This is a genomic window from Burkholderia sp. Bp8963 (assembly GCF_003854275.1).
Lineage (GTDB): Bacteria > Pseudomonadota > Gammaproteobacteria > Burkholderiales > Burkholderiaceae > Burkholderia.
Map to the genome: position 1 here is coordinate 114,888 of NZ_QTQP01000012.1, position 23,996 is coordinate 138,883.

Genomic DNA, 23,996 nt, shown 5'->3' on the forward strand with positions numbered 1-23,996 from the left:
AGAACGGCGCCGCTCACGCGAACCGCACCGAACACGCGCCGATCCCGCCGATCGACACGCGGAAGTTGTCGCCGCGCCCGACGCTCGCCATCGCGGCCAGCGCGCCGGACAGGATCACCTCGCCGGCCTTCAGCGGGATGCCGAGCCGGCCGAGCGTGTTGGCGAGCCATGCAACGGCGTTGACCGGCGAGCCGAGCGCGGCCGCGCCGGCGCCCGTGCCGATCACGTCGCCGTTCTTCTCGAGCACCATCCCGCAGGTCGCGAGATCGACGCTGCGCGTGCTCACCGCCTTGTCGCCGAGCACGAACACGCCGCACGACGCGTTGTCCGCGACGGTGTCGCCGATCCGGATCTTCCAGTCGCGGATCCGCGAATCGACGATTTCGAAGCACGGCATCACGCATTCGGTCGCGGCGAGCACCATCGCGTTCGTCACGCCGGGCCCGAGCAGGTCGCGCTTCAGCACGAACGCGATCTCGCCTTCCGCCTTCGGCTGGATCAGCGTGTCGAGCGCAATGCATTCGCCGTCGCCGTACACCATCCCCGACAGCAAGTAGCCGAAGTCCGGCTGGTACACGCCGAGCATGTCCATCACGGCCTTCGACGTGACGCCGATCTTCTTGCCGATCACGGTTTCCCCGGCGTCCAGGCGGCGCGCGACGAAGCGCTGCTGGATCCGGTAAGCGTCGTCAACCGACAAGTCCTCGTGCTGCGACGTCAGCGGCGCGATCGGCGTGCGCGACGTCATCGCGTCGTACAGCCGGTCGCCGAGCGTGGTAATCAATGTGGAATCCATCGTTGTCATCCGGTCGGTAACGTGGGGTCAGAGCTTGATGCAGACGTTGCGGAGTTCCGTGTAGAACTCGAGCGAATGCACGCCGCCTTCGCGGCCGATGCCCGATTGCTTCGCGCCGCCGAACGCGGTGCGCAGGTCGCGCAGGAACCACGTGTTCACCCACGCGATGCCGACGTCGATCGATGCGGCCACGCGATGCGCACGCGACAGGTTGCTGGTCCAGATCGCGGTCGACAGCCCGTACGCGTTCGCATTCGCGCGGCCGATGACCTCGGCTTCGGAATCGAACGGCATCACGAGCGTGCACGGCCCGAAAATCTCGTCGCGGGCGATCGGCGTATCGTCGCCGAGGCCCGTCCAGATCGTCGGCTGCACCCATGCGCCGTCGCGCAGGTCGTCCGGCATGTCGGGCACGCCGCCGCCGGTGACGACGGTCGCGCCGAGCTCGGCCGCCTGGCGGTAGTACGACAGCACCTTGTTGCGGTGCGCCTGGCTGATCAGCGGCCCGATGCCGGTCGTGGCGGCTTCCGGCCGGCCCGGCTGCAGCCGCTCCGCGCCGGCCTTCAGCGCGACGACGAAGCGCTCGAACAGCGGGCGCTCGACGTACACACGCTCGGTGCCGAGACACACCTGCCCCGCGTTCGCGAAGCACGAGCGCAGCGTGCCTTCGACGGCCGCGTCGAAGTCGCAGTCGGCGAACACGATCGCCGCGTTCTTGCCGCCCATCTCGAGGCTGACAGGGCGCGCGCCGTCGGCGGCGGCCTTCATGATCGCGGCGCCGGTGCGCGTCTCGCCCGTGAACGTGATCGCGTTCACGCCCGGGTGGGTCGTCAGGAATTCGCCGGCCGAGTCGGGGCCGAAGCCGTGCACGACGTTGTACACGCCGCGCGGCACGCCGGCCGCGTTCATCACGTCGCCGAGCAGCGCGGCCGTTTGCGGCGTTTCTTCCGACGGCTTCACGACCACCGTGTTGCCGCACGCGAGCGCGGGCCCGACCTTCCACGTCATCAGCAGCAGCGGCAGGTTCCACGGACAGATCACGCCGACCACGCCGACCGGCCGGCGGATCGCGTAGTTGAGCGCGCCGGCGCCGTCGGGCGTCGCCATCTCGAAGGTTTCGCCGGGCACGTTCTTCACGACGTCCGCGAACACCTTGAAGTTCGCGGCGCCGCGCGGGATGTCGAGATGGCGCGCGAGGCTCGCCGGCTTGCCGGTGTCGGCCACTTCCGCTTCGAGGAAATCGTCGAAGCGGCGCTCGATGCCGTCGGCAACCGCATACAGGATCTCGACGCGCTGCGCGACCGTCAGGCCGCCCCACGGGCCCGACAGCGCGGCGCGCGCCGCGCGCACGGCCGCGTCGACGCCCGCGCGCCCCGCCTCGGCGACACGGGCGATCAGCGTGTTGTCGAGCGGCGAGCGCTTGTCGAACCAGCGTTCGCCGGCACGGTACTCGCCGTCGATGAAGTTGCGGACGAGCCGCACGTCCGGCTGCCCGCCGGCGGGGCCGCGGTCCGCGGCACTCGTTTCTGTGTCGTACATGATGATGTCTGCCGATAGTGGATATTCAGTGATCCTGTTCAGTCGTGAAGCGGGCTCGCGTTTTCGCCGCACCTGGCACGTCACGGGCCGGCGAGGCCGCCAAGGCCGACGGCAGCGAGGCCCGCTTGCGCGCAGCTTTCGTCCTGCGCTTCGCTGCCGCCCGACACGCCGATCCCGCCGATCCGCCGGCCGTCGTCGACGATCGGCAAACCGCCGCCGAACGCGACGAAGCGCGGGCGCAACACGAGCCCCTGCCGCACGGCGGCCGAGTGCTCGGCGAGCGCGTCGTGCCAGCGGCCGGTCGGCAGGCCGAAGCTCGCCGCCGTGTACGCCTTGTCGATCGCGATGTCGATCGAATGCAGCGGCGCGCCGGGCATCCGCACGAATGCGGCGAGCAGGCCGGCCGCATCGACGACCGCGACGTTGACGCGCACACCGATGCGTTCGGCGGCCTCGGCCGCCGCGTGCGCGGCGCGCGATGCCGCGGGCCAGTCGATCACGCGCGTGTCGACGCCCGGCGTGGTTGGGTTGCAGGCCATGACGCTGTGCTCCTGTGCGTTTCAGGTGTAGACGGTCGTGAACGCTTCGTTCAGCTCGCCGGAGTGGAAGAAGATCCCGCGCCCGAGTTCGTCCTCGGTCCACGTCGTGACCGGACGATCGGGCTGCGCGAGATAGCCGAGCCCCGCGAAGGTCTCGTTGCGGTTGCCGCTCGGATCGAAGAAGTAGATGGTCGTGCCGCGCGTGATCCCGTGCCGGGTCGGCGCAACGTCGATCTTCACCTTGTTCTTCGCCATCACGTCGGCCGACTTCAGCACGTCGGCCCAGTCGTCGAGGAAGAACGCAATGTGATGGAGCCCGTTGCGCGGGCCGCCGACGAACGCGATGTCATGCGGCGTCGTGCTGCGGAACATCCATGTCGCGGCCTGGATCGTGTTGCCGGGGCCGACCATTACCTGCTCGGCCAGATGGAAGTCGAGGCACGCGGCCATGAAGCGCGTGTTGTCCTCGACACGGTTCACGCCCGTCTCGGGGTTCAGCTCGCACATCAGCAGGCAATGGTCGAGCCAGTGCACGGCCGAGCCCGGGATGTCGTCTGGCCACGGATCGGGGTTCAGCGAGCCGACGGCGGTGCCGACCAGCTCCTTCTGTGCGTACAGCCGCAGCTCATGCCCGCTCGGCAGCAGGAAGCGCAACTGGCGGCCGACCGCCGGCAGCGCGCCTTCCGGCAGCATCTCGGTCGCGATGCCGTACGCCTCGATGCGCTGCTGCAGCGTGTCGAGGTCCGCGTCGTGCTCGACCTTGTACGCGGCGTGCTTGAGCCCCGCCTGGTCGGACGGGCTGAGGATCAGCGAATACTTGTCCCATTCGTCCCAGCACTTCAGGTAGACGTTGCCGGCCGCATCGCGCATCGTTTCCTGCATCCCGAGCACGCGCATGTAATGCCGCAGCGCGGCGTCCATGTCCATCACCTTCAGATTGACATGCCCAATACGCATCACACCCATGGTGAGTCTCCTCCAGATCACTTGTTGAAAACCGGCGTTGCCGGATGGGCCGCGCCGCACAGGAACGGCTTCTTCAGGCGGCCGGCCACTTCGAGTGCGACGTCGCCGTCCGGCGCGACGCGGCACGCGAGCGCGTAGCCTTCGCCCTCCTCGTCCGCGCTCACGTGCGCGCGGCTGATCGGCCCGAGCTTGCGCACCGTGCCGTGAAGCACGCGCACCTTGCAGACGCCGCAGCCGCCGTTCAGGCAGCCGACCGGGATGCCGCGCCGGCCGAGCTTTGCCATCCCGGCGAGCAGCGATTCACCGGCCGCGCACGGATAACGCTCGTCGGTCTGCACGATCGTCACGGTCGCCTTCACGCCGCGCGCGTCCATCTCACACCCGCCGAAACAGCGGGCTGCGCGCCTGCTGTGCATCCGCGGCCGAGATGAACTTCTCGTGGTAGATGTCGCGCTCGAACAGGCGCCCCTGCATCAGCGCGGTGATGCACGCGTCGATCATCGCGGGCGGCCCGCACAGGTACGCCTGCTGGCCCGAGAAGTCGCCGCCGAAATGCGCTTTCGCGACGTCGTGCACGAACCCTTGCGCGATGCCGTCGCCCGCCTGCGCCGCGCCGTCGGACAGCGCCGGCACGTACGTGAAGTTCGGATGGCGTTCGGCGAGCGCACGGAATTCGTCGTGGTAGTAGAGCTCGCTCGCGTTGCGCTGGCCGTAGACGAGCGTGATCGGCGCGGTCGCACCACTGTCGAGCAGGTCGACGATCATCGAGCGCGGGCTCGACAGGCCCGAGCCGCCGGCCATGAAGAGCATCGGCAACCCGGCCGAGCGGCGCACGAAGAAGCGGCCGTACGGGCCCGACAGGCGCACGCGGTCGCCCGTCGCGAGCTGCTCGTGCAGGTAGCCGGTGCCGAGCCCGCCCGGCACCTGGCGCACGTTGAGCTCGATCTCGCCGGTGGCCGCGACGTCGGCCGGCGCGTTCGCGATCGAGAACGCGCGGCTCTGCCCGAGCCCGGGGATCTCGAGCTGCACGTACTGGCCGGCCTGGAAGCGGATCGGCTGCGACAGCTTCAGCCGGATCGCCTTGATGGTCGGCGTGAGCGTTTCGATATGCGTCACATCGGCCGCGAAATCCTTGACCGGGATGATCTCCGCGTCCGGATCCTCGTCGACGTCCGCCTCGATCACGGTGTCGGCCTGCAGCGTCGCGCAGCACGCGAGCGCCTTGCCCTCCTCGCGCTCGAAGTCCATCAGCGCGAACGGGTTCGCGTCGCCGACGTCGGTCTCGCCGTCGAGCACCGCGACCTTGCAGGTGCCGCACAGGCCGTGGCAGCACGCGTGCGGGATGTAGATGCCCTGGCGCAGCGCCGCGTCGAGCATCGTCTGCCCTTCCTCGACCTCGATCGTGACGCCCAGCGGCTCAATGGTAAGTTGGTGGCTCATGATGATGTGCTCGTCGTTCCGGAATGCCGACCGCCGAAATGCGGCCTGCGTTCGTGCAGGTGACGCTCAGAAGCTCGCGCCGCCGAGGCCGTCGAGGCCCGGCGTGCGGAAACTGATCAGGTCCTTGTGCCCGAGGCCGTTGCCGGCCAGGCTCTTCGATGCATCGGGCGCCCACGGCTCGCCGGACCGGAACCACTCGACGCGGCTCCAGTCGATCTTCGCGAAGTCCGGGTGGTAGCCGTATATGGGCGGCAGCACGTCGTTCGCGAGCGCGCCGAACGGCAGGTCGGGCGGCAGCGGCAGGCAGAACGGCGCGGGAAACATCAGGTGGTCTTCCCAGCACACGTACAGCAGCGGCGCCGGAAACTTCCCGACCGCGTCCTTCACCGGGAAGTCGTAGGGTTTGAGTGCAATGACGGCCATGTTTGTCTCCTGTCGACCAGCGTTCGCGCACTGGTCCCATGCAAGGTTACGTATCAGTTGCTCGTCGCCTGGCCGCGCCAGGCCGCGAAGTTCTTCTGGTCTTCCGAGCCTTCGAAATCGAGGTTGTCGCGGCCCATGCCCACTTCGTAGTAGTTGAGCACCGCGGCGAGCGGATCGAAGCCTTCGGCGGTCGGATCCGCGTCCGGCCGGAAGCAGTTGCCCTGGTAGATCTGGTGCACGGGCAGCCACGCCTGCACGTACTTCTGCGGCTCGTGATCGAAGATCTCCTTGCAGTGGTCGCTGCAGAAGTGGAACTTGTTGCCGAGATAGCTCGATTCGCGCGCGCCGATCTTCGTCGGGTTGCCAGGCTCGGTGAACAGCATCGGGATCTGGCAGGTCTGGCACAGCATCGGCAGCGTCTTCATGTAGAAGCGGTTGCCGGCCTGCGCCTGTTCGCCCCAGTGCTCGAAGCGCGGCCGGTAGTAGCGGTCGAACGAATCCGGATACTTCGCGGCCAGCCACGCCATCTCGTCGCCGGTCGGCACCCAGGTGTGGAATGCCGACGCCGCGTTGAAGCCGTAGAACGTCGACCACGCCTGGTGGCTGATGTGGTCCTTGCCCTCGCACGCGTCCTGCCAGCCCTTCGGCTCGCGGATCCCGTAGCGCGCGAGATCCCTGAACAGCGCGCCGCCGTTCTGCTCCGCGTACATCTCCCACGACTCGCGCCAGCTCATCACGCGCTTCGGCTGCATGTAGTCCATCATCATCGCGACGAGCGTCAGCAGCCGGTAGCCGCGCCAGAACCACTTGTCGATCCAGCGCTGCACGATCGGCACGTTGCCGGGGTCCTGCTCGAGCATGAACTTGATGCACTCGATGCCGAGTGTCATATGGCGCGATTCGTCCGACTGCGCGGAGAAGCCGAACGTAACGGTCGACATGTCGCCGTTGTACGCGGCGCCCGACATGAACGGCACGAACAGCAGGTTCGTCAGCACGTATTCGAACGAGAAGCTCACCGCGGTCAGGAACTCGAACGGCCCCGACGAATACGCATCCTCGAAGAACGACTTCGGCACCGACAGGTACCAGACGCGATCGAACCAGTGGTTCGAGTGATGGAAGCCGTTGAAGAACTTGTTGTACGTCGACATCGCGTGCGTTTCGGTCTGGTAGTGCCGCAGCTCGTCGATCGACTGCATCTGGCACGCGACGCGCGCGCCCTCGCCGGTGAAATGCCGGCCGACGTGCGCGAAACCACGGTGCGCGAGGTATTCGAGCGGCGTCACGCCCTGGATGAACAGCTTCAGCGCGTTGATGTAGCGCGCGTCGGTCACGCCGAGGAACGCGTTGTTCTGCGTGAACGCGTCGATCACCGCGTACAGCTTCTTTTCCTTCTCGCCCTGGTATTTCCAGTACGCGTCCATCGTCAGGCGGAACGGGTCGACCCACTTGTCCCAATCGTGGATCCTGATCCCCTCGTAGCGGTCGTACGGGAAGACCTTGTCCATCGGCTGATAGGTCGTCTCCCAGCCGAGGCCGCGCGTCATTGCCGCGTAGCGGTCCTTCAGGCCGAGTTTTTTCTTGAGCGTTGGCGTGTCCATTCGTGTCTCCGGTGTTCTCGGTTGTGCGATGCGCGGCGTTCAGTGCGACCAGCTCAGCGTGAACTGGTCGTCGTCCTCGTCGATGTGGCCGGACAGCGTGATCAGGTTCACCTGCAGCTGCTGCAGGTCGAAGCGCGCGCCGGTCAGTTCCTCGATCGTTTCGCGGCGGATCGTCAGCCGGTCCGGCGCGTCGATCTTCACCATCCCGGGCGACTCGACAACGACTGCGCGCGGGTTGTCCGCGACGATCGCGTCGACGATCGATCTGGACTCCTCATTTGCCTGGAAGGCGATGAATACGTTAGACATGCGTGTTTCCTTCGGTGACGGATGGATGTCCGGCGTCAGCTCAGCACGCGATGCCGAGCTTCGCGACGCGCGCATCGAACTGCTCGCGCACTTCGTCGAGCGCCGCGCGCCCGGCATCCTGCAGCGCGCGTTCGGCCACCGGCTCGAGTGCGTCGTTCGCCCGCCCGGACCAGTCGCGCGTCCAGCGTGCGAGCAGCGCGCGGTTGTCGTCGGATTCGGCGGCCATCGTCTTCACGACCGCGTCGATCCAGCGGCCCGATTCCGCGTGCCATTCGGGCATGAACGCGGTCAGCATCGCGACCGCGGAGCCGCCCGCGAGCGCGATCCGTTCGTCGACGAAGCGGTCGTACACGAGCGGATACAGCAGGCCGTCGAGCGCGAGGTTCTGCGCGACGAACAGCTCGACCGGATCGTCGACGACGAGCGTGTCCTCGACATAGCGGCGCAGCGGCTGCCACGCGTCGTCGGCAAGCCACGCGGCCTTGGCCGTGTCGAGCATGTCGGGCTCGGCCATCGCGAGCGCAACGCGCGTCAGGTATTGCGCGACCCCGAGGTTGTCCATCGCATGGAACATCGCGGGCGCAGTGAACGCGGTGCCGTAGCCGAGCGCGCAGATCTGCGCGTTGTTCATGTTGCCGCCCCACGCGGCGTGGCGCAGCGGCACCAGCACGTCGAGCGCATGCCGCGCGACGTCGTCGGGCATCAGCCCGATCATCCGGCGCGACTCGACGAACTCGAAATTCGCTTCCATCGTGTCCTGCTGGCGCGCGCGGGTGGTCGCCCACGACGCGTAGTAGAACTGGCGCGGATCCTTCAGCGCATACCAGCTCGCCATCCGGATCGCGGTGCGCGACGCGTCGAAGATCTCGTGATCGGGGTCCCAGGTCGGCCGGTAATGGAAATTCGCCTGGGGCTGCGCGCCCATCATCCCTTCCTGATACCGGCTCGCCGTCCTGTCGCCGCCGATGTGCTGCGCGACGTGCGCGAAGGTGTGCCGGAGCGGCTTGATGTCGACTGTCTTCAGCTCGATGGTCACTTCTTGCTCCTCAAGGTCATGGGTTCGCTTCGTCGTCCAGCCGCGTCACGCGCTGTTCGGCGCAGAACGCATCGAAAGCGGCACGGGGCAACATCAGCTCGACGAGCAGGTCCGGCGCGCCGCCGACCGACAACTCGAATTCGACGAATCCGCGGCCGTTGGTGCCGGTGACCCGCACACACTTGCGGCCCGGGTCGAGCGGGGGGTGATCGGTTGTGATGTGATCCATGATCGGTGTCGCCTCCATGCCCGGACTTCAATGCAGCAACCGTGCCACGTCCGTGGTGCCCACCGAAAAATCTCGATAATTCAGGGAAAGCCCTGACACAAAATTCGAATTCGCCACGCACAATACCGGTTAACCAGAATCCGGACCGCCCGCGAATGCACGCGCCAAACCCTTGATCTGACGAGCGCTTTCATCATTTGATCAAGCTGATCGAGCGGATTTGATGAAATGATGAAACCCTCGAAGGCGTTCGACCGGCGGTCACATAAATGTGGAAATCACGAGAAATCTCGACGGAGGAGACATGACGCGGCCCAGCCTGCCCCCGCTACCGACGGACGCCGACCTGCGGCGGCTGATTCATTTTTCGGCCAGCGACGGCCGCATCTGGCTCGCCGGACAGCGGATGGTGCTGCTGCACGCGGGTGCGCTCGCGACGCTGCGCCAGGAGCTGATGGAAAGCGTCGGGGCCGCACAGACGCGCCGCTTCTTCACGCGCGTCGGCTTCGCGGCCGGCGAGCGCGACGCGGCGCTCGCGCGCGAGATCCGTGCGAAGGCGTCGTTCTTCGACATGTTCCATGTCGGCCCGCAGCTGCACATGCTCGAAGGCGCGGTGCAGGTCACGCCGCTGCGCTTCGACGCCGATCCGGCAACCGGCGCGTTCTACTGCGAATACCGCTGGGAGCACTCGTGGGAGGCCGACGTGCATCGGCGCACGTTCGGCGCGCAGCCCGAACCCGTGTGCTGGATGCTGATCGGCTATGCGACCGGCTATACGAGCGCATTCATGGGTCGCACCGTGCTGTTCAAGGAAACGACCTGCGTCGGCATGAACGATGCGCATTGCACGATCGTCGGCAAGCCGGCCGACGAATGGCCGGACGCGGAGGAAATCTCGTCGTGGTTCAAGGCCGACTCGCTGATCAACACGATCCGCGACCTGCAGACCGAAGTCGAATCGCTGCGCCTCGAGATCGCGCCGGACGCGGACCGCACGCAGCTCGTCGGCCGCTCCGACGCGTTCACGGCCGCCTATTCGCTGCTGGAGATGGCCGCGCCGACCAAGGTCGCCGTGCTGCTGACCGGCGAAACGGGTGTCGGCAAGGAGCGCTTCGCCCGCGCGCTGCACAACCTGAGCCCGCGCGCCGCGAAGCCGTTCGTCGCGATCAACTGCGCGGCGATTCCGCACGCGCTGATCGAATCCGAGCTGTTCGGCGCCGAGAAAGGCGCGTATACGGGTTCGCAGGCCGCGCGTGCGGGACGCTTCGAGCGCGCGGACGGCGGCACGCTGTTTCTCGACGAGATCGGCGAGCTGCCGCTCGACGTGCAGGCGAAGCTGCTGCGCGTGCTGCAGGAAGGCGAAGTCGAGCGGCTCGGCGCGACCGGGAGCCGCAAGGTCGACGTGCGCGTCGTCGCCGCGACCAACCGCGACCTCGAACAGGCCGTGCGCGACGGCAGCTTCCGCGCCGATCTCTATTACCGGATCAACGTGTATCCGGTGCTGATCCCGCCGTTGCGCGAGCGGCAGGACGACATCGCGCTGCTCGCGGACACGATGCTCGAACGCTTCGCGTCGCTGCACGGCAAGCCGGTGCCGACGCTGACCGACTATGCGTACGACGCGCTGCGCGGCTACCGCTGGCCCGGCAACGTGCGCGAACTCGAAAACCTGATCGAACGCGCGGTGATCCTCGCGCGGCCGAACCGCGCGGTCGACGCGAAGGACCTGTTTCCCGGCCTCGGCCTGCCCGGCGGCGCGACCGTCGATCGCACCGGGCAGATCCGCGCGGCATCGGCGATGCAGATCGACTGCCGGTCGATCCTCGATCAGTTGCAAGGGGGCGGCGGCGGGCTCGACAGGCTCGAACGGGCGCTGCTGCAGGAGGCCGTCGACCGCTCGAACGGCAACCTGTCGGCCGCCGCACGGCTGCTCGGCCTGACGCGCGCGCAGCTCAGCTACCGCCTCACCCGCAAACAGGACCAGGAGGACGCGTGACATGAACACCATCCTGCCCGCTCATCCGCCGCGCGTCGCGCAGCCGGACGACCCGCCGCCCTCATCCACCGACACGCCTGCCGACGACACGGCCGAACCGCACGCGCGCACGCTCGGCGAGCATGCGTACCACCAGTTGCGGCAGCACATCATCGAAGGGCACTACCCGCCGGGCGCGAAGCTGCGCGTCGAGCACCTGAAGGATGTGTACGGCGTCGGCGCGGGCACGCTGCGCGAAGCGCTCACGCGGCTCGTCAGCGATGCGCTGGTCGTCGCCGAAGGGCAGCGCGGGTTTCGCGTCACGCCGATGTCGGTTGCCGACCTCGAGGCGATCACGCGGCTGCGGCTGCATATCGAAGTCGATGCGCTGCGCGAATCGGTGCGACGCGGCGACGCTGCGTGGGAAAAGCGCGTGCGGCAGAGCTTCGAGATGCTGTCCGCGTGGGAGCAGCCGGTGTCGATCGAGCACCGCGCCGCATGGGAGGCGTGCAATCGCCGGTTCCACGAGGCGCTGATTTCGGCGGCCGCGTCGCCGTGGACTTATCTTGTGCTGCGCATGCTGTCGCAGCAAAGCGAGCGCTACCGGCGCGTGTGCATCGGCCTCGGCGATTCGAAGCGCGACGTGCATGCGGAACACACATGCATCTTCGAAGCGGCGATGCGCCGCGCCGATGCGCGTGCGGCGCTCGCGCTCGAGGATCACATCAGCGCGACGCTCGCGGTGGTGCGGAGTGCGCCGCCGGGGACGCTGCCGTTTGCGTGACGTGGAGAGCGAGCGCCGCGAGCCGCGCTCACCGCTTGTGAATCACCGAATCGAGCACGAAGCTGGTCGTCATGTTCTGCACGCCGGCCATCGCACTGATGGTTGCCCAGATCTCGCTGACGCGCTCGTGCGATGCGGCCTCGATCTGCACGAGCAGGTCGACCTCGCCGCTCAGCACGGCGCAGTCGCGCACCTCGGCGATCCGTTCGAGCGCCGCGAGCACGTCCGCGCCGCGCATCCGGTCCTTGCGGTAGACAAGCATCACCGCGCGCACGGGCACGGTATCGTCAGGTAGCGCGAGCCGCACCGTGTAGCCGGCGATGATCTTCAGCGCTTCGAGCCGGTCGATCCGGTGGCGGACTGCCTGCCGCGACAGGCCGATCCGGTCTGCCAGCACCGCGAGCGGGATTCGCGCATCGGCGCACAACGCGTCGATGATTTTCTGGTCGAGGCCGTCGACCTTCATCGCGCAGCCCCGGCGCGGCGGGCACGGCGGGCATCGACCGCGTCGCGCAATGCCGCGATCGGGTCGCGGCCGATTCCGCAGCACCCGCCGACGAACCGCGCGCCGATCCGTGTCAGTTCGCGGGCCGTGCCGCCGTCGAGTACCGTGATGCGGTGCATTATCCGTGCTCCTTCGTTGCACGCCGCGCGTGCCGCGGCAAAGATCGATCCCCGTGCCGTCGCTGCACACCCGCAGGCGGCCGGCACCGGATGAAAGCGTGCGTCGGGCGACGTCAGATCCGCTCGAGCGCCTGCGCGATATCCGCCTTCAGGTCGTCGACGTGCTCGATGCCGACCGAATAGCGGATGAAATTGAGCGGGATGTCCGCCGCGCGCATTTGCTCCGCGGACATCGTGCCGGCCCACATCGACGCGGTATGGATCGCAAGCGAATCGACGCCGCCGAGGTTGCCCGCATTCAGCGGCACGCACAGCGCCTCGACGAAGCGCTGCGCGTCGTCGTAGCCGCCGCGCACGCCGAACGCGACCACGCCGCCGAAACCGTGCATCTGCCGGCACGCGAGCGCATGCTGCGGATGGCTGCGCAGGCCCGGATAGAACACGCGTTCGATCTTCGGGTGCGCTTCGAGGAATTCGGCGAGCGCGAGCGCGTTCGCATTGATCCGCTCGACGCGCAGCGGCAGCGTGCGCAGCCCGCGCAGCAGCAGCCACGCATCCATCGGCGACAGCACCGAGCCAAGCGTGATGTGCGTGTGCCAGATCTGCTCGGCGAGCGCGCGGCTCGTGCAGATTACGCCACCCGTGAGGTCGTGATGGCCGCCGAGGTACTTGGTCGCACTGTGCACGACGATGTCGACACCGAGCCGGTGCGGCTGCTGGTTGACCGGCGATGCGAACGTGTTGTCCGCGAGCGTCAGGATGCCGCGCGAGCGCGCGATCTCGGCGACGGCCGCGATGTCCGTCACGAGCAGCAGCGGATTCACCGGCGACTCGAGCACGATCAGCCGCGTATTCGGACGGATCGCGCGGCCGAACGCGGCCGCGTCGGTCTGGTCGACGAAGGTCACGTCCACGCCGAACTTGCGCAACATGTCGTCAAGCATCTTCGTCGTGCTCATGTAATGGCGCGTCTGGCCGATCACGTGATCGCCGGCCCTCACGACGCTGAGGATCGCGGTCGCGATCGCGCCCATCCCGGAGGCCGTGACGAGCGCCGTCTGAGTGCCTTCGAGCTCGGCCATCAGCGCCTTCACGCGCTCGTGCACCGGATTGCCGTAGCGCGTGTAGTTGCGCGGATGCTGCGGCACGCTCGACATCTCCGCGAATTCCTCGCTGCCGGCGGCCTTGAACACGGCCGAATAGTGAATCGCGGGCGCGACCGTCTTCTCGTCGGTCACGTCGCGGTCGGCGGCGAGCGCCAGCGTTTCAAGCTTGTATCCCATGTCGTCCTCGGATCGTTCGATGTGTCGGGTCCATCTGTCGGGTCAATGCCGCGCCGTCACGCGCGCACGCTGTCCAGATGGCGGTTCAGCAGGCCTTCGACGCGTTTCAACGCGCTCGACAGCACGGCCGTGATGCCGACGTACACGATGCCGGCCAGCATCAGTGCGTCGGTCGTATAGGTTTCGATCGAGATGCGCCGCGCGACGCCGGTCAGGTCGAGCACGGTGATCGTGCTCGCCAGTGCGGTCGACTTGAGCTGCAGCACGATCTCGTTGCCGAGCGTCGGCGCGACGATGCCGATCGCGCGCGGCACGATCACGCACCAGGTCAGCATGAAACGGCTCATCCCGAATGCGATCGCCGCTTCCTTTTCGCCGGCGGGCACGCCGGCGATCCCGCCACGGATGTCTTCCGCCATGTAGGCCGCGAGGTTGAGCGTCAGCGCGCACAATGCGCACGAGAACGAGCCGCCGACCAGCAGCCAGAGCGGCGATGCGCGCACGACCGGGAACTGCGCGAGCCCGTAATACAGCACGAAGATCTGCACGAGCAGCGGTGTGCCGCGAAACACCGACATGAAGAAACGGCTCGGCGCAGACAGCCAGCGGCTCTCCGACGTGCGCGCGACAGCGAGCGGCACCGCCAGCACGAACGCAAGCACGCACGACAGCACCAGCAGCTGCAGCGTGATCCATACGCCGCGCACGATGTCCGGGCCCGACTGGGCCATCAGGGAAAGCAGGTCATTCATCGCAGGGCTCCTTCAGGTGCGTTTCGCGTAGCCGCGGCCCGCGACACGTTCGAGCCACGCAAACGCGGGATTGGAGACGACAAGAAAGCCGAAATAGACGACGCCGACCGCCACGTAGAAGACGAACGGCTGCTTGGTGAACTGCGCCGCGATGTTGGCCTTGCGCAGCATGTCCTCGAGCCCGACGATGGAAACGAGCGACGTATCCTTCAGCAGGTTCTGCCACATGTTGTTCAGGCTCGGCAGGCAGATCCGCCAGGCCTGCGGCAGACGAACGAACCACAGCGTCTGCAGGCGCGTCATCCCGTACGCACGCGCGGCCTCGACCTGCCCGGCCGGCACCGCGACGAACGCGCCGCGGAACATCTCCGACGCATACGAGCCGAACACCACCGCGAGCGCGATCACGCCGGCCGAAAACGGGCTGACCGTGATCGCACCGTCGAATTGCGTGTTGAGCAGATGCGACAGCCCGAAGTAGCAGATCAGCAGGATCAGGAATTCCGGAATGCCGCGCAGGAAATCGGTCACCGCGTAGGCCGCGCCGCTCAGCCAGCGCACACTCGACAGCTTCGCCGAGGCGCCGGCGATGCCGAGCAGCATGCCGACGCACAGCGCGGCGAGCGCGAGTTCCAGCGTGACGAGCGCGCCCGCCGCGAGTTGCGCGCCGTAGTTCACCAACATGTCCATCGTGGTATCGCTCCTTGTGAGGCGCGGACCGGCGCGCGCCGCGGTCCGGCGGCCGCGCGGTCGGGATGCGGGGATGCGCGTTTATTGCGGCGCGATGCTGAACGGGAAATAGCGCTTGTTGGCGGCCGAGAACGTGCCGTCGGCCTGCACCTGCGCGATGCCCTTGTCGAACAGCGCCTTGAGCGGCGCATCGCCCTTGCGCACGGCGATCGCAGTGCCATCGCCGAAGACCTCCGTGTCGACGATCGGCTTGCCGACGAAGTCGAAGCCTTCCTTCCTGCCAGCCTTGGTCAGCCAGTCATAGGCCACCGTGTTGTCCGCGAACACCGCGTCGATACGGCCGGCCTCGAGATCGAGCCACGCCTCGTCCAGCGTCTGGTAGACCTTCACGTCGACACCGGACTTGCTCGTCGGCAAGCGGCGGCGCAGATAGGATTCGTGCGTCGATGCGGTCTGCACGCCGATCGTCTTGCCGCGCAACGTGGCCGGGCTGTCCGTGATGCCCGAACCCGGCTTCGCGACGAGCTGAACCGGCGCCGTCGTGAAAATGCGCGTGAAGTCGACCGATTGCTCGCGCTCCGGCGTCTTCGACATCTGCGCGAGCACCGCATCGATCTGCTTCGCCTTCAGCGCCGGAATCAGCGCGTCGAAGTCCATCGTCACCCACTGACACCTGACCTTCATCGCGTCGCACATCTTCTTGCCGATGTCGATCTCCATGCCCTGCAGCTTGCCGGACGCGTCCTTGTATTCGAACGGCGCGTAGTCGGCGAGCGTGCCGACCCGCACAACCTGCTCGGCGTGCGCGACAGATCCAAGCAATGCCGCGCCCACGCACAGCGACTGAAGCAGCTTCTTCATGATTTCCCCTCCGGTTGGCATTGGATCCGCATCAGATGATGCTGGACAGAAACTTCTGGAAACGCGGCGATTTCTGGCTTGCAAACACTTCGTCGGGCCGGCCGTCTTCCTCGATCCGTCCCTGGTGGACGAACACGACGCGGTTCGCGACCTCGCGCGCAAAGCCCATCTCGTGCGTGACGACGAGCATCGTGCGGCCCTCGTCCGCGAGCGAGCGCATCACCTTCAGCACTTCGCCGACGAGCTCGGGGTCGAGCGCCGACGTGGGTTCGTCGAACAGCATCACGTCGGGATCGGTGGCGAGCGCACGCGCGATCGCGACCCGCTGCTGCTGGCCGCCCGACAGCTGGTTCGGGTAGTGCTCGCACTTGCCCGCGAGCCCGACGCGCTCGAGCATCGCGATCGCCTTGTCGCGCGCGTCGCGTTTCGGCACGCCGAGCACGCGTACCGGCACGAACATCACGTTCTGCAGTACCGTCATGTGTGCCCACAGGTTGAACTGCTGGAACACCATCGCGAGCTTGCGGCGCACACGCATCACCTGCTGCGGATCGGCGGCGACGAGCGCGCCGTCTCGGCCTGCCGGCTTGAGCGCGAGCGTGTCGCCGTTCACGCAGATCCGCCCGCGGTCGGGCGTTTCCAGCAGGTTGATGCACCTGAGGAACGTGCTCTTGCCCGACCCGCTGCTGCCGAGGATCGATACGACCTCGTGATTTCTCGCGGTCAGCGAGATGCCTTTCAGCACCTCGACACCGCCGAACGACTTGTGAATATCCTCGACCACCAGCACGTCGGCCGCTGGCTTGCATGCAGGAATTGCTGCTGGCATCCCCGACTCCCTCTTCGATACGTTGCACACCGCTCCGGTCCGCGCTGCGCCGGCACCCCACGCGCCGGCACAGCGCATCAGCTCGACAGCCCCCGTTTGCGCCTGAAGCAGACCACCTTCGGCTGCGTCATTTCCGTCATCGCAAACCGCACGCCTTCGCGGCCCAGCGATCCATACTTGAATCCGCCGAACGGCATGCCGTCGAAGCGGTAGTCGGACGAATCGTTGATCATCACGCCACCCGCCTGCAGGCGCTCCGCCGCGCCGAGCGCGACCTCGAGGCGGCTCGTGAACACGCCCGCATGCAGACTGCTTTCAGACGCATTCGCGGCATCGAGCGCCTGCTGCAGGTCGGTGAATTTCACGATCGTCACGACCGGCGCGAACACTTCGTCGCTCCACACGCGGGCGTCGCACGGCACGTCGGCGAGCACCGTCGGCTCATACAGGGCGCCGCGCCGGCGATGGCCGGTCAGCACCGTCGCGCCGCCCGCCACCGCTTCATCGACCCAGCGCTCGATCCGAATCGCCTGCTCCTCGCCGATCATCGGCCCCATGTCCGTCGCATCGTCGAGCGGGTCGCCAACCACCATCTTGCGCGTCAGCTCGACGAAGTAGCGGACGAACGGCTCGTACGCGGCCTCGGCCACGAAGATCCGCTGCGTGCCGATGCAGTTCTGTCCTGCGGCCCAGAACGCGCCCGATACGCAAGATTCGGCGGCGTCCTTCAGGTCGCAGTCGGCCATCACGATCACCGGCGCATTGCCGCCGAGGTCCATCGCGATCTTCTTGAGACCCGCGTCGCGCGTGATGGCCTCGCCGGTCGCCGGGCCGCCGGTGAACGTCACCATCCGGATCCGCCGGTCGCGCACCAGTGCGGACGCGATCTCCGCGCCGCCGTGCACGATCTGCAGCGTGTCGTGCGGCGCGCCTGCCTCCCACAGGATCTCGACGAGTGCCTGCGCGGACAGCGGCGCGAGCTGCGACGGCTTCAGGATCACCGCATTACCGGTTGCGAGCGCCGGGCCGAGCTTGTGTGCGACCAGGTTCAGCGGATCGTTGAAAGGCGTGATCGCGAGAATGACGCCGAGCGGTTCCAGCATGTAATAGCCGCTGCGATCCTCGGACCCCGGATACGCATCGAACGGAATCGTCTCGCCGACCAGGCGTTTGGCCTCTTCACCGGACAGGCGCAACGTGTTCACGCAGCGCGCGACCTCCTTGCGCGCCTGCCGCACCGGCTTGCCCGCTTCGAGCGAGATCGTGCGCGCGAGCGTCTCCGCGCGCGCCTCGACGAGCGCCGAAGCGCGGGACAGGATGTCGGCCCGCCGGTTGCGCGGCAACGCCGCGGCCACGCTCGCGCCCGCCAGCGCACGCTCGACGATCGCCGGCGTCGCGTCGAACGGCGACAGGTGGACAGCACCGACGACCGCACCGTCGTAGGGCGACCGGACCTCGGCCACACCGGCCGATGCGAGCTCGCCGATCACTGCATCGCGCGCGGTCATGCTGTCACCTCCGGTGCGGCGGCGGCGCTGCGATCGCCCAGCTCGATCAGGTCCGACAGGATCGCGAACGCGGTTTCCTCGCGGCCCGCGCCGGGCCCGCTGATCGTCACGTCGCCGAGCACGTCGGTGTCGAATGTGATCGCGTTCGTCACGCCGTTCGCGGCACGCAACGGATGGCCGGCCGGCAGCTTGCGCGGTTCGACGCTCGCGGTAACCGTGCCGTCCGGATGACGGACCGCCGATCCGATCAGCCGCCACGACATCCCTTCGGCCGCCGCGGTGCGCACATCGTCCTCGGTCAGCTCGACGATGCCGCGACACGTCACGTCGCTGCGCTTCAGGCCCGCGTTCCACAGTGCGTTCGCGAGAATGACGACCTTGAGCTGCACGTCGGAACCGTTGACGTCGGCCGCGGGATTCGCCTCCGCATAGCCGCGTTGCTGCGCGTCGCTGATCGCCGCATCGAATCCCGCACCGGCCTCGACCTGGCCGAGCACGAAATTCGACGTCCCGTTCAGGATGCCGGCGAAGCCGGTCACCTCGCAGCCGCGCAGCGTCGTCGCGAGCTGGCGCAGCACCGGCGTGCCGCTCATCACGGTGCCTTCGTAGCGCAGGCACGCCCCCGATCGCGCGGCAATCCGCGATAGCGCCGGTTGCGCAAGCGCGATCGGCCCCTTGTTGGTGGTAATGACGTGCTTGCCGCACTCGAGTGCAGTGCGGCAGTGCGACAGCGCTGGCTCGCCGGTATTCGGGTCGGTGAAGGTCGCTTCGACGACGACGTCGACATGCTCCGCCGCGATCGCCTTCAATACTGCGCCGAGCGTGACGTCCGGCGACACCAGCGTGCCGGGATCGCGGCGCAGCGCGCCCGCATCGACACCGCGCCGCGCGGTGTCGTCGAGCACGTCCAGCGCGATGCCACGGGGATTCGTCGCGATCCCGAGCCGCAGGTCGGCGACCATCGTGACGGTCACGTCGAGCCCCGCGGCCGACAGCATCGCGCGTTTCTTCTTCAGCAGCTCGACGAGTCCTTGATTGACTCCGCCGAAGCCGACCAGTGCCAACTTGAGTTCCATCTCGATCATCTCCTGTTTGGTGAACGCAGGAAATATGTTAGTGATGCGAATCGATATCCAAATTATGCGTTTCGGCCGAATTCGGCAGCTCCGGTTTGCGGTTCGTCACGCGGGACGGCCAGATCGGCCGTCCTCGCGCCGCGCGGCCGGGTCAGACGGCAGAAGGCTCGTCGTCGCCGTCCTTCTCGACCGGCACGAACAGCCCGACCTTGACCGGACTGAGCACGACGTTCGTATTGATGCGGCGGATCATCGGATTGCTCTGCATGATCCGCGCGGACAGCCGGTCATAGGCCTCGACGTCCCGAGCGGTGACGATCGCGATCAGGTCGACGGAGCCGGTCACGTAGTAGATCTGCTGGATCTCGTCATGCGACTTCGCCCACTCGCGAAACTTTGCGATCGTCTCGTAGTTTTCGCGTTCGATCTCCATCGCGGCGATAAAGATCATCGGGCGGCCGACCGCCGTGCGATCGACCACCGCGATTTCCGCCGATATGACCTTGTCGGTGCGCATCCGCTTCAGCCGCTTCTGCACCGCGGACGTCGACAGGCCGATGCGCTCGGCAATCATGTCCGCGGTCGCGGTGCAGTCGCGCTGGACGATGTTCAGGATCTTGCGGTCGAAGGCGTCGAGTGCGTCGGTCATGGCGTGTGCGTGGAATTCACAGATAAAACGGACGGGCCGACTTGAGCCCGACGAGCTGCCGGACGCGGTCGAACGAATCGACAACCGCATCGCGCCAGCCGATTGCCGGCCCGTCGATGCAGACCGGCGCGAAATGGATCGTGTCCACGCCCGCGGGAATGCGGAACGGGCGCTCGATGCCATCGTCCGATTCGGTCACGAGCGCGGTGCCGTCGATCGCGGTCAGGCTCATCAGCAGATGCGCGAATGCGGTCGGGCCGGGCTGGTCGAGCAGCGGGGGCACGATTGCGGACAACTGTTCGAGCAGCGGCAGTTCGTATGCGCCGGGCCACCACGTGTAGCGCTCGTCGCACCACGGGCCGACGGCCGGCATCCCGACCATCTCGAGGGTCCGGTCCGCATCGAGTCGGGCATAGGCCCGGCACCGGCCTGCTGTATCGGGCGCCGAACGGGCCAGCCAGCCGCCGGCGTGCGCGGCACTGTCGGTCAGCGCGACATTCGCGGGCCTCAGGCGGCCGAGCATCGCGGCCGCCCGCGCCGACGAAATCGGCTCGGCGCCGGCTCGCACCGCCTGGCCGGGCACGATCAGGCACATCCACTTGGGTCCGTCCTGCAACTCGGCGGGCACGTCGCCGAACCGGATCTGCGCGGTTCGCCTGCGGGCGCGTTCAACGATGACGACTGGCGTATCCGGCATACAAACGACTCTCTCGATGCTGGTGGAGCCGCGCCGCCATGATGCCGGCGCGCCCCGAGGGTTCTGCCGACAGGTGTCGGGATGGAGAAATCATATCGCCCGGTCGCGGCGGGAAAAATCTCAGTCTCAGCGATCGACGACGAAAATCGGAGAAGATTTTCCAGTTTCCAACGATTTTCGTCGCAATCATGGAAAACCCCGCCGACAAGCCGCCGGGGCCCGGCCGGGACGCGCACGAGGATCCACCCGGGCACTTGAGACTTCCGCAGCGGTGTCTTAATCTCCCGGGCAATCCGCGCGCGGCGCGTGCATGACACAGTCTTGCGAACCCGCGATACCCCATCGCGCCCGGCAACCGTCCATCGGCACCACCCCCTCGAGACCGTTCCATCGCACATGCTAGACCCAGTCGTGGCAATCGCCACGTCCGCACTGATGAGCCTGATCCTGGCGGCGTTGCTCGTGTCGCTGCTGCGCTCCGGCATACCGGGCGTGCCGGACTGGCTCGCCGCCAATCTGCTGATGGTGGTCGCGCTGCCGCTCGTCCTGCTGCGCGGACGAATCTCCGATGCGGTGTCGGTCGTCGTCGCCAATCAGTTGATGGCGCTCGCAACGATCCTGTTCTATGTCGGGTGCGCGCGCTTTCTCCGGCGCCGCGTCCGTTGGCCCGTGATGGCGGCAGCGCTGGTCGCGATCAGCGTCGCGCTCGTGTACTGGCGTTATGCGGTCGACAGCATCCCGATGCGCGTGCTGGCAACCACGTTGTTCTCGGCGGCGTACTGCATCGCCGGCGCGCTGCTCGTGGTGCGGCACCGGCCAGCCGGGCGCTCCGCGTATCCGTATTGGGCCACCGCGACGCTGGCGCTCACGTTCGGCGTCTGCCAGGTCGCGCGCGGCCTCTACTTCATGACGCTGTCCGGCGCGTCGAACGTGCTGATGTTCGCTTCCACCTGGAACGTGGTGCTGCTGACGATCGGCGCCGCCGTCATGCCGACGCTGTCGATGACCGCGATGATGATGGTGCACGACATGCTGCTCTCCGATGCGCGCGACGCCGCCGACCGCGACTTCCTGACCGGCGCGCTATCGCGCAAGGGATTCGAGGCCGCCGCGCTGCAGTTGTCCGACACTGCGTTGGGCCGCGGCATACCGATTTCGCTGCTGATCGTCGACCTCGATCACTTCAAGGCAATCAACGATACGTTCGGGCATGCGGGCGGCGACACGGTGCTGCGCGAATTCGTCCGCGCCGCGCGGCTGCAGTTGACGCGCAGCGACGTGCTCGGGCGCATCGGCGGCGAAGAGTTCGCGGTGCTGCTGGCCGACGCGGCGCCGGCCGATGCGCTGCGGCTCGCGGAGCGGCTGCGCCACGCGGTGGCCGGCCAGCCGGTGGCGACGGGCGCCGGACCCTGCGCGTACAGCATCAGCGGCGGCATCGCGGGCTGGCGCGCCGGCGACACGCTGGACCGCGTCAATGCGCGGGCGGACGCCGCGCTCTACGAAGCGAAGCGGGCCGGCCGAAACCGGATCTGCGTTCATCGGGAACGGCGGGACGCGAAGGAACGGCTGTCGGCGGGGAACGCCGCCGCGTAGCAGGCAGAAAGGCCGGTGCGGTGATCGGACGTACGGGCAGTCGCTCGACGCGGCGTCGCCCCGCTACGGCGGAATCCTCTCCCGAGCCGTGCCGCACGTCAGTGCCGCACCTCATGTACACTCGGGCGAGTTCAATGGGGGCACATACAATGCAGCTTCTCGACCACGTTTCGATCGGCGTCCCGGATATTCAGGCGGCGCGTCCCTTTTACGATGCTGTGATGGCCGCTCTGGGCGCATCCAAGGTGTATGACCGGCCCACCGCACTCGGCTACGGCGAGCGTTGCAATGCCAACGACACAGCCTCGACCTTTCTGGCCGTGTATCAGGATCCCGCCGAAATCGGCACGAACAAGCGACACTGGTGCTTCAAGGCCCCGTCCCGCGCGCACGTGGACGCGTTCTTCGAGGCCGGCATGTCGACGGGCGGGCGCTCTGACGGCGATCCCGGATTGAGGCCGCACTACCACGGCGACTACTACGCGGCGTTTCTGGTCGACCCGGCCGGCAACCGGGTCGAGGCCGTGTGTCATGCTGCGGCGAACGTCAACCGCGACTAGAACATCTGCCGCAGGCCGACCGCCACACCGACGTTGTTGGTGCGGCCGAGCTTGTCCACATTGCCGGTTGCCCGGTTGGTCACACCCGGGTAATCGGCGGCAAATGCGCCGTTGCCACGCGCGAAATCCATCGTTCCATACACTTCCGTGTGCCTGGACAGCGAATACTCGGCCAGCACCGTCGCCGAGTAGTTGATGCCCGAGCCGAGCGTGCCGTCGAGGCGTTCCGCATTGCGCGCGTGACCGTAATAGCCGGCCACCGTGATCAGCAGCGGGGCCGTCGCCTGCCAGTTGGCGCCGATGTACAGCGTGTCGTCGATGCGGTTCGGACTGCCGCCGCTCAGGGTCGGCGCACCGGCCTGCTGCATGTTGAAATCCGTCGTGCCCGTCTTGTCCTGGCCGTGCAGCCAGCCGGCCAGCAGGCGCACGGACGGCGTGACCTGATACGCGCCGCTCACGTGCACGAAGTTGATCTTCGCGCCGTTGACCGTGCTGCCGTTCAACGACGACACCGAGGTCTGCGTGAAGCCCGTGTTGATCGATGCGGGGCCGTGCGCATACGTCACTTCCACGCCATACGTGCTGTCGAGGCCCATCGCGCCGGCATGATTGCCGAAGCCGTAGATCGCGTCGATGCTCAGGCCGTTGTACGTGAACTGGTACTTGACCGAGTTCGGCACGGTCAGGAAGTTGCCGATGCCGTTGTACATCCAGCTGTCCTGCCAGTAGTCGCCGACCGTCATCGGATCGAAGATGTCACCCATCGTGTCGTAGAGCGGCGCGTACTGGTTGCCGAACGTCAGCGAACCATACCGGTTGCTCGACAGGCCGACATACGCCTGCCGGCTGAACAACGTATTCGCCACGTGCAGCTTGCCGTCGCCGAGCTCGAAACCGTTTTCGAGGCGGAAGATGGCCGACAGGCCGCCGCCGAGGTCTTCGCTGCCTCGCAAGCCCCAGCGGCTGTGGGTTTCCGGACCGACCGTCATGCCGATCAGGTCCTTGCCGTCCGGGGCGGCGTTCGTCTGATAACGGATTGCGGTATCGACGAGCCCGTACAGCGTGACGGAACTCTGTGCGAATGCGGACGATGCCGCGACGGCGAACAACGCGCCGACGCCACTGGAAATGACGACCTTCTTCATCTGATGTGCCTCCCCGAGCGAATGATTATTCACGCAGCTCGACGGCCTTGCGGCCGGACGATCGAGACTGCGGTCGGGAGCATAGTCGG

The 23,996-nt window shown here is 67.2% G+C and carries 27 protein-coding genes; 4 read left to right on the forward strand and 23 right to left on the reverse strand.

Annotated elements, in window-relative coordinates; translation table 11 throughout:
- Nucleotides 1-13: 13 nt before the first annotated feature.
- From dmpE to DID96_RS12905, 11 genes are all read right to left on the reverse strand, one after another.
- Nucleotides 14-796: a 2-oxopent-4-enoate hydratase gene (gene dmpE, locus DID96_RS12855; RefSeq protein WP_124599696.1), complete on the reverse strand. Its 783-nt coding sequence runs from the start codon at nucleotides 794-796 to the stop codon at nucleotides 14-16.
- Nucleotides 797-823: 27 nt separating this feature from the next.
- Nucleotides 824-2,335, reverse strand: a complete 1,512-nt coding sequence (locus DID96_RS12860; RefSeq protein WP_221624582.1) for a 2-hydroxymuconic semialdehyde dehydrogenase — start codon at nucleotides 2,333-2,335, stop codon at nucleotides 824-826.
- A gap of 80 nt (nucleotides 2,336-2,415) precedes the next feature.
- Nucleotides 2,416-2,874 carry a heme-binding protein gene (locus DID96_RS12865; RefSeq protein ID WP_124599697.1) on the reverse strand — a complete coding sequence of 153 codons (459 nt, stop codon included), beginning with the start codon at nucleotides 2,872-2,874 and terminating at the stop codon, nucleotides 2,416-2,418.
- A gap of 21 nt (nucleotides 2,875-2,895) precedes the next feature.
- Complete coding sequence (locus tag DID96_RS12870) at nucleotides 2,896-3,840, reverse strand: catechol 2,3-dioxygenase (RefSeq protein WP_124599698.1); 945 nt, start codon at nucleotides 3,838-3,840, stop codon at nucleotides 2,896-2,898.
- 17 nt (nucleotides 3,841-3,857) lie between these two features.
- On the reverse strand, nucleotides 3,858-4,214 hold the full coding sequence (locus tag DID96_RS12875; protein ID WP_124599699.1) for a 2Fe-2S iron-sulfur cluster binding domain-containing protein: 357 nt from the start codon (nucleotides 4,212-4,214) through the stop codon (nucleotides 3,858-3,860).
- Between the two features lies 1 nt (nucleotide 4,215).
- A complete protein-coding gene (locus DID96_RS12880) occupies nucleotides 4,216-5,280 on the reverse strand; it encodes an NADH:ubiquinone reductase (Na(+)-transporting) subunit F (protein ID WP_124599700.1) in 1,065 nt (354 codons plus the stop codon).
- Between the two features lie 66 nt (nucleotides 5,281-5,346).
- A complete protein-coding gene (locus DID96_RS12885; protein WP_124599701.1) occupies nucleotides 5,347-5,703 on the reverse strand; it encodes a phenol hydroxylase subunit P4 in 357 nt (118 codons plus the stop codon).
- Between the two features lie 53 nt (nucleotides 5,704-5,756).
- Nucleotides 5,757-7,307, reverse strand: coding sequence for an aromatic/alkene/methane monooxygenase hydroxylase/oxygenase subunit alpha (locus DID96_RS12890; protein WP_124599702.1), 1,551 nt, complete (start codon nucleotides 7,305-7,307; stop codon nucleotides 5,757-5,759).
- A 39-nt stretch (nucleotides 7,308-7,346) separates the two neighbouring features.
- Nucleotides 7,347-7,616, reverse strand: a complete 270-nt coding sequence (locus DID96_RS12895; RefSeq protein WP_124599703.1) for an MmoB/DmpM family protein — start codon at nucleotides 7,614-7,616, stop codon at nucleotides 7,347-7,349.
- Nucleotides 7,617-7,656: 40 nt separating this feature from the next.
- On the reverse strand, nucleotides 7,657-8,652 hold the full coding sequence (locus DID96_RS12900; protein ID WP_124599704.1) for a phenol hydroxylase: 996 nt from the start codon (nucleotides 8,650-8,652) through the stop codon (nucleotides 7,657-7,659).
- A gap of 16 nt (nucleotides 8,653-8,668) precedes the next feature.
- Nucleotides 8,669-8,881, reverse strand: coding sequence for a phenol hydroxylase subunit (locus tag DID96_RS12905; RefSeq protein WP_260463873.1), 213 nt, complete (start codon nucleotides 8,879-8,881; stop codon nucleotides 8,669-8,671).
- A 304-nt stretch (nucleotides 8,882-9,185) separates the two neighbouring features.
- Between DID96_RS12905 and DID96_RS12910 the strand changes: the two genes are divergently transcribed.
- Together DID96_RS12910 and DID96_RS12915 are read left to right on the forward strand one after the other, a co-directional pair.
- Nucleotides 9,186-10,877: a sigma-54-dependent Fis family transcriptional regulator gene (locus DID96_RS12910; protein ID WP_124599706.1), complete on the forward strand. Its 1,692-nt coding sequence runs from the start codon at nucleotides 9,186-9,188 to the stop codon at nucleotides 10,875-10,877.
- Between the two features lies 1 nt (nucleotide 10,878).
- Complete coding sequence (locus DID96_RS12915) at nucleotides 10,879-11,640, forward strand: GntR family transcriptional regulator (protein WP_124599707.1); 762 nt, start codon at nucleotides 10,879-10,881, stop codon at nucleotides 11,638-11,640.
- 28 nt (nucleotides 11,641-11,668) lie between these two features.
- On the opposite strand, the gene DID96_RS12920 is transcribed toward DID96_RS12915, so the two are convergent.
- The 11 genes from DID96_RS12920 to DID96_RS12970 all read right to left on the reverse strand — a co-directional run bounded on the left by DID96_RS12920 (nucleotide 11,669) and on the right by DID96_RS12970 (nucleotide 20,609).
- Nucleotides 11,669-12,106, reverse strand: a complete 438-nt coding sequence (locus tag DID96_RS12920; RefSeq protein WP_124599708.1) for an Lrp/AsnC family transcriptional regulator — start codon at nucleotides 12,104-12,106, stop codon at nucleotides 11,669-11,671.
- On the reverse strand, nucleotides 12,103-12,264 hold the full coding sequence (locus DID96_RS12925; RefSeq protein WP_260463874.1) for a homocysteine S-methyltransferase family protein: 162 nt from the start codon (nucleotides 12,262-12,264) through the stop codon (nucleotides 12,103-12,105). Before DID96_RS12925 ends, DID96_RS12920 begins: the two co-directional genes overlap by 4 nt.
- Before the next feature lie 113 nt (nucleotides 12,265-12,377).
- The gene (locus tag DID96_RS12930) at nucleotides 12,378-13,547 is read right to left on the reverse strand and encodes a PLP-dependent aspartate aminotransferase family protein (protein WP_124599709.1); all 1,170 of its coding nucleotides are present in this window, start codon (nucleotides 13,545-13,547) and stop codon (nucleotides 12,378-12,380) included.
- A gap of 56 nt (nucleotides 13,548-13,603) precedes the next feature.
- The gene (locus DID96_RS12935; RefSeq protein WP_124599710.1) at nucleotides 13,604-14,299 is read right to left on the reverse strand and encodes an ABC transporter permease; all 696 of its coding nucleotides are present in this window, start codon (nucleotides 14,297-14,299) and stop codon (nucleotides 13,604-13,606) included.
- Nucleotides 14,300-14,311: 12 nt separating this feature from the next.
- The gene (locus tag DID96_RS12940) at nucleotides 14,312-14,989 is read right to left on the reverse strand and encodes an ABC transporter permease (RefSeq protein ID WP_124599711.1); all 678 of its coding nucleotides are present in this window, start codon (nucleotides 14,987-14,989) and stop codon (nucleotides 14,312-14,314) included.
- A gap of 81 nt (nucleotides 14,990-15,070) precedes the next feature.
- Nucleotides 15,071-15,850, reverse strand: a complete 780-nt coding sequence (locus DID96_RS12945; protein WP_124599712.1) for a transporter substrate-binding domain-containing protein — start codon at nucleotides 15,848-15,850, stop codon at nucleotides 15,071-15,073.
- 31 nt (nucleotides 15,851-15,881) lie between these two features.
- Nucleotides 15,882-16,679 carry an ABC transporter ATP-binding protein gene (locus tag DID96_RS12950; RefSeq protein ID WP_124599713.1) on the reverse strand — a complete coding sequence of 266 codons (798 nt, stop codon included), beginning with the start codon at nucleotides 16,677-16,679 and terminating at the stop codon, nucleotides 15,882-15,884.
- Between the two features lie 77 nt (nucleotides 16,680-16,756).
- Complete coding sequence (locus DID96_RS12955) at nucleotides 16,757-18,187, reverse strand: aldehyde dehydrogenase family protein (RefSeq protein ID WP_124599714.1); 1,431 nt, start codon at nucleotides 18,185-18,187, stop codon at nucleotides 16,757-16,759.
- Nucleotides 18,184-19,263, reverse strand: coding sequence for a homoserine dehydrogenase (locus DID96_RS12960; RefSeq protein ID WP_124599715.1), 1,080 nt, complete (start codon nucleotides 19,261-19,263; stop codon nucleotides 18,184-18,186). Before DID96_RS12960 ends, DID96_RS12955 begins: the two co-directional genes overlap by 4 nt.
- A 151-nt stretch (nucleotides 19,264-19,414) precedes the next feature.
- A complete protein-coding gene (locus DID96_RS12965) occupies nucleotides 19,415-19,912 on the reverse strand; it encodes an Lrp/AsnC family transcriptional regulator (RefSeq protein WP_124599716.1) in 498 nt (165 codons plus the stop codon).
- 16 nt (nucleotides 19,913-19,928) lie between these two features.
- On the reverse strand, nucleotides 19,929-20,609 hold the full coding sequence (locus tag DID96_RS12970; RefSeq protein WP_124599717.1) for a hypothetical protein: 681 nt from the start codon (nucleotides 20,607-20,609) through the stop codon (nucleotides 19,929-19,931).
- A gap of 396 nt (nucleotides 20,610-21,005) precedes the next feature.
- Here DID96_RS12970 and DID96_RS12975 point away from each other — a divergent pair, with 396 nt between their 5' ends.
- Nucleotides 21,006-22,202 (forward strand): GGDEF domain-containing protein, encoded by a 1,197-nt coding sequence (locus tag DID96_RS12975; protein WP_124599718.1) that lies wholly within the window; start codon nucleotides 21,006-21,008, stop codon nucleotides 22,200-22,202.
- 149 nt (nucleotides 22,203-22,351) lie between these two features.
- A complete protein-coding gene (locus DID96_RS12980; protein ID WP_124599719.1) occupies nucleotides 22,352-22,762 on the forward strand; it encodes a VOC family protein in 411 nt (136 codons plus the stop codon).
- On the opposite strand, the gene DID96_RS12985 is transcribed toward DID96_RS12980, so the two are convergent.
- Nucleotides 22,759-23,907, reverse strand: coding sequence for a porin (locus DID96_RS12985; RefSeq protein ID WP_124599720.1), 1,149 nt, complete (start codon nucleotides 23,905-23,907; stop codon nucleotides 22,759-22,761). The two genes, DID96_RS12980 and DID96_RS12985, sit on opposite strands and share 4 nt — an antisense overlap.
- Between the last annotated feature and the right edge of the window lie 89 nt (nucleotides 23,908-23,996).

Excerpts from the sequence above, each read along its gene's own strand:
- dmpE (WP_124599696.1), bottom strand. The coding sequence starts at position 796 with ATGGATTCCACATTGATTACCACGCTCGGCGACCGGCTGTACGACGCG.
- DID96_RS12860 (WP_221624582.1), bottom strand. The coding sequence starts at position 2,335 with ATGTACGACACAGAAACGAGTGCCGCGGACCGCGGCCCCGCCGGCGGG.
- DID96_RS12865 (WP_124599697.1), bottom strand. The coding sequence starts at position 2,874 with ATGGCCTGCAACCCAACCACGCCGGGCGTCGACACGCGCGTGATCGAC.
- DID96_RS12870 (WP_124599698.1), bottom strand. The coding sequence starts at position 3,840 with ATGGGTGTGATGCGTATTGGGCATGTCAATCTGAAGGTGATGGACATG.
- DID96_RS12875 (WP_124599699.1), bottom strand. The coding sequence starts at position 4,214 with ATGGACGCGCGCGGCGTGAAGGCGACCGTGACGATCGTGCAGACCGAC.
- DID96_RS12880 (WP_124599700.1), bottom strand. The coding sequence starts at position 5,280 with ATGAGCCACCAACTTACCATTGAGCCGCTGGGCGTCACGATCGAGGTC.
- DID96_RS12885 (WP_124599701.1), bottom strand. The coding sequence starts at position 5,703 with ATGGCCGTCATTGCACTCAAACCCTACGACTTCCCGGTGAAGGACGCG.
- DID96_RS12890 (WP_124599702.1), bottom strand. The coding sequence starts at position 7,307 with ATGGACACGCCAACGCTCAAGAAAAAACTCGGCCTGAAGGACCGCTAC.
- DID96_RS12895 (WP_124599703.1), bottom strand. The coding sequence starts at position 7,616 with ATGTCTAACGTATTCATCGCCTTCCAGGCAAATGAGGAGTCCAGATCG.
- DID96_RS12905 (WP_260463873.1), bottom strand. The coding sequence starts at position 8,881 with ATGGATCACATCACAACCGATCACCCCCCGCTCGACCCGGGCCGCAAG.
- DID96_RS12910 (WP_124599706.1), top strand. The coding sequence starts at position 9,186 with ATGACGCGGCCCAGCCTGCCCCCGCTACCGACGGACGCCGACCTGCGG.
- DID96_RS12915 (WP_124599707.1), top strand. The coding sequence starts at position 10,879 with ATGAACACCATCCTGCCCGCTCATCCGCCGCGCGTCGCGCAGCCGGAC.
- DID96_RS12920 (WP_124599708.1), bottom strand. The coding sequence starts at position 12,106 with ATGAAGGTCGACGGCCTCGACCAGAAAATCATCGACGCGTTGTGCGCC.
- DID96_RS12925 (WP_260463874.1), bottom strand. The coding sequence starts at position 12,264 with ATGCACCGCATCACGGTACTCGACGGCGGCACGGCCCGCGAACTGACA.
- DID96_RS12930 (WP_124599709.1), bottom strand. The coding sequence starts at position 13,547 with ATGGGATACAAGCTTGAAACGCTGGCGCTCGCCGCCGACCGCGACGTG.
- DID96_RS12935 (WP_124599710.1), bottom strand. The coding sequence starts at position 14,299 with ATGAATGACCTGCTTTCCCTGATGGCCCAGTCGGGCCCGGACATCGTG.
- DID96_RS12940 (WP_124599711.1), bottom strand. The coding sequence starts at position 14,989 with ATGGACATGTTGGTGAACTACGGCGCGCAACTCGCGGCGGGCGCGCTC.
- DID96_RS12945 (WP_124599712.1), bottom strand. The coding sequence starts at position 15,850 with ATGAAGAAGCTGCTTCAGTCGCTGTGCGTGGGCGCGGCATTGCTTGGA.
- DID96_RS12950 (WP_124599713.1), bottom strand. The coding sequence starts at position 16,679 with ATGCCAGCAGCAATTCCTGCATGCAAGCCAGCGGCCGACGTGCTGGTG.
- DID96_RS12955 (WP_124599714.1), bottom strand. The coding sequence starts at position 18,187 with ATGACCGCGCGCGATGCAGTGATCGGCGAGCTCGCATCGGCCGGTGTG.
- DID96_RS12960 (WP_124599715.1), bottom strand. The coding sequence starts at position 19,263 with ATGGAACTCAAGTTGGCACTGGTCGGCTTCGGCGGAGTCAATCAAGGA.
- DID96_RS12965 (WP_124599716.1), bottom strand. The coding sequence starts at position 19,912 with ATGACCGACGCACTCGACGCCTTCGACCGCAAGATCCTGAACATCGTC.
- DID96_RS12970 (WP_124599717.1), bottom strand. The coding sequence starts at position 20,609 with ATGCCGGATACGCCAGTCGTCATCGTTGAACGCGCCCGCAGGCGAACC.
- DID96_RS12975 (WP_124599718.1), top strand. The coding sequence starts at position 21,006 with ATGCTAGACCCAGTCGTGGCAATCGCCACGTCCGCACTGATGAGCCTG.
- DID96_RS12980 (WP_124599719.1), top strand. The coding sequence starts at position 22,352 with ATGCAGCTTCTCGACCACGTTTCGATCGGCGTCCCGGATATTCAGGCG.
- DID96_RS12985 (WP_124599720.1), bottom strand. The coding sequence starts at position 23,907 with ATGAAGAAGGTCGTCATTTCCAGTGGCGTCGGCGCGTTGTTCGCCGTC.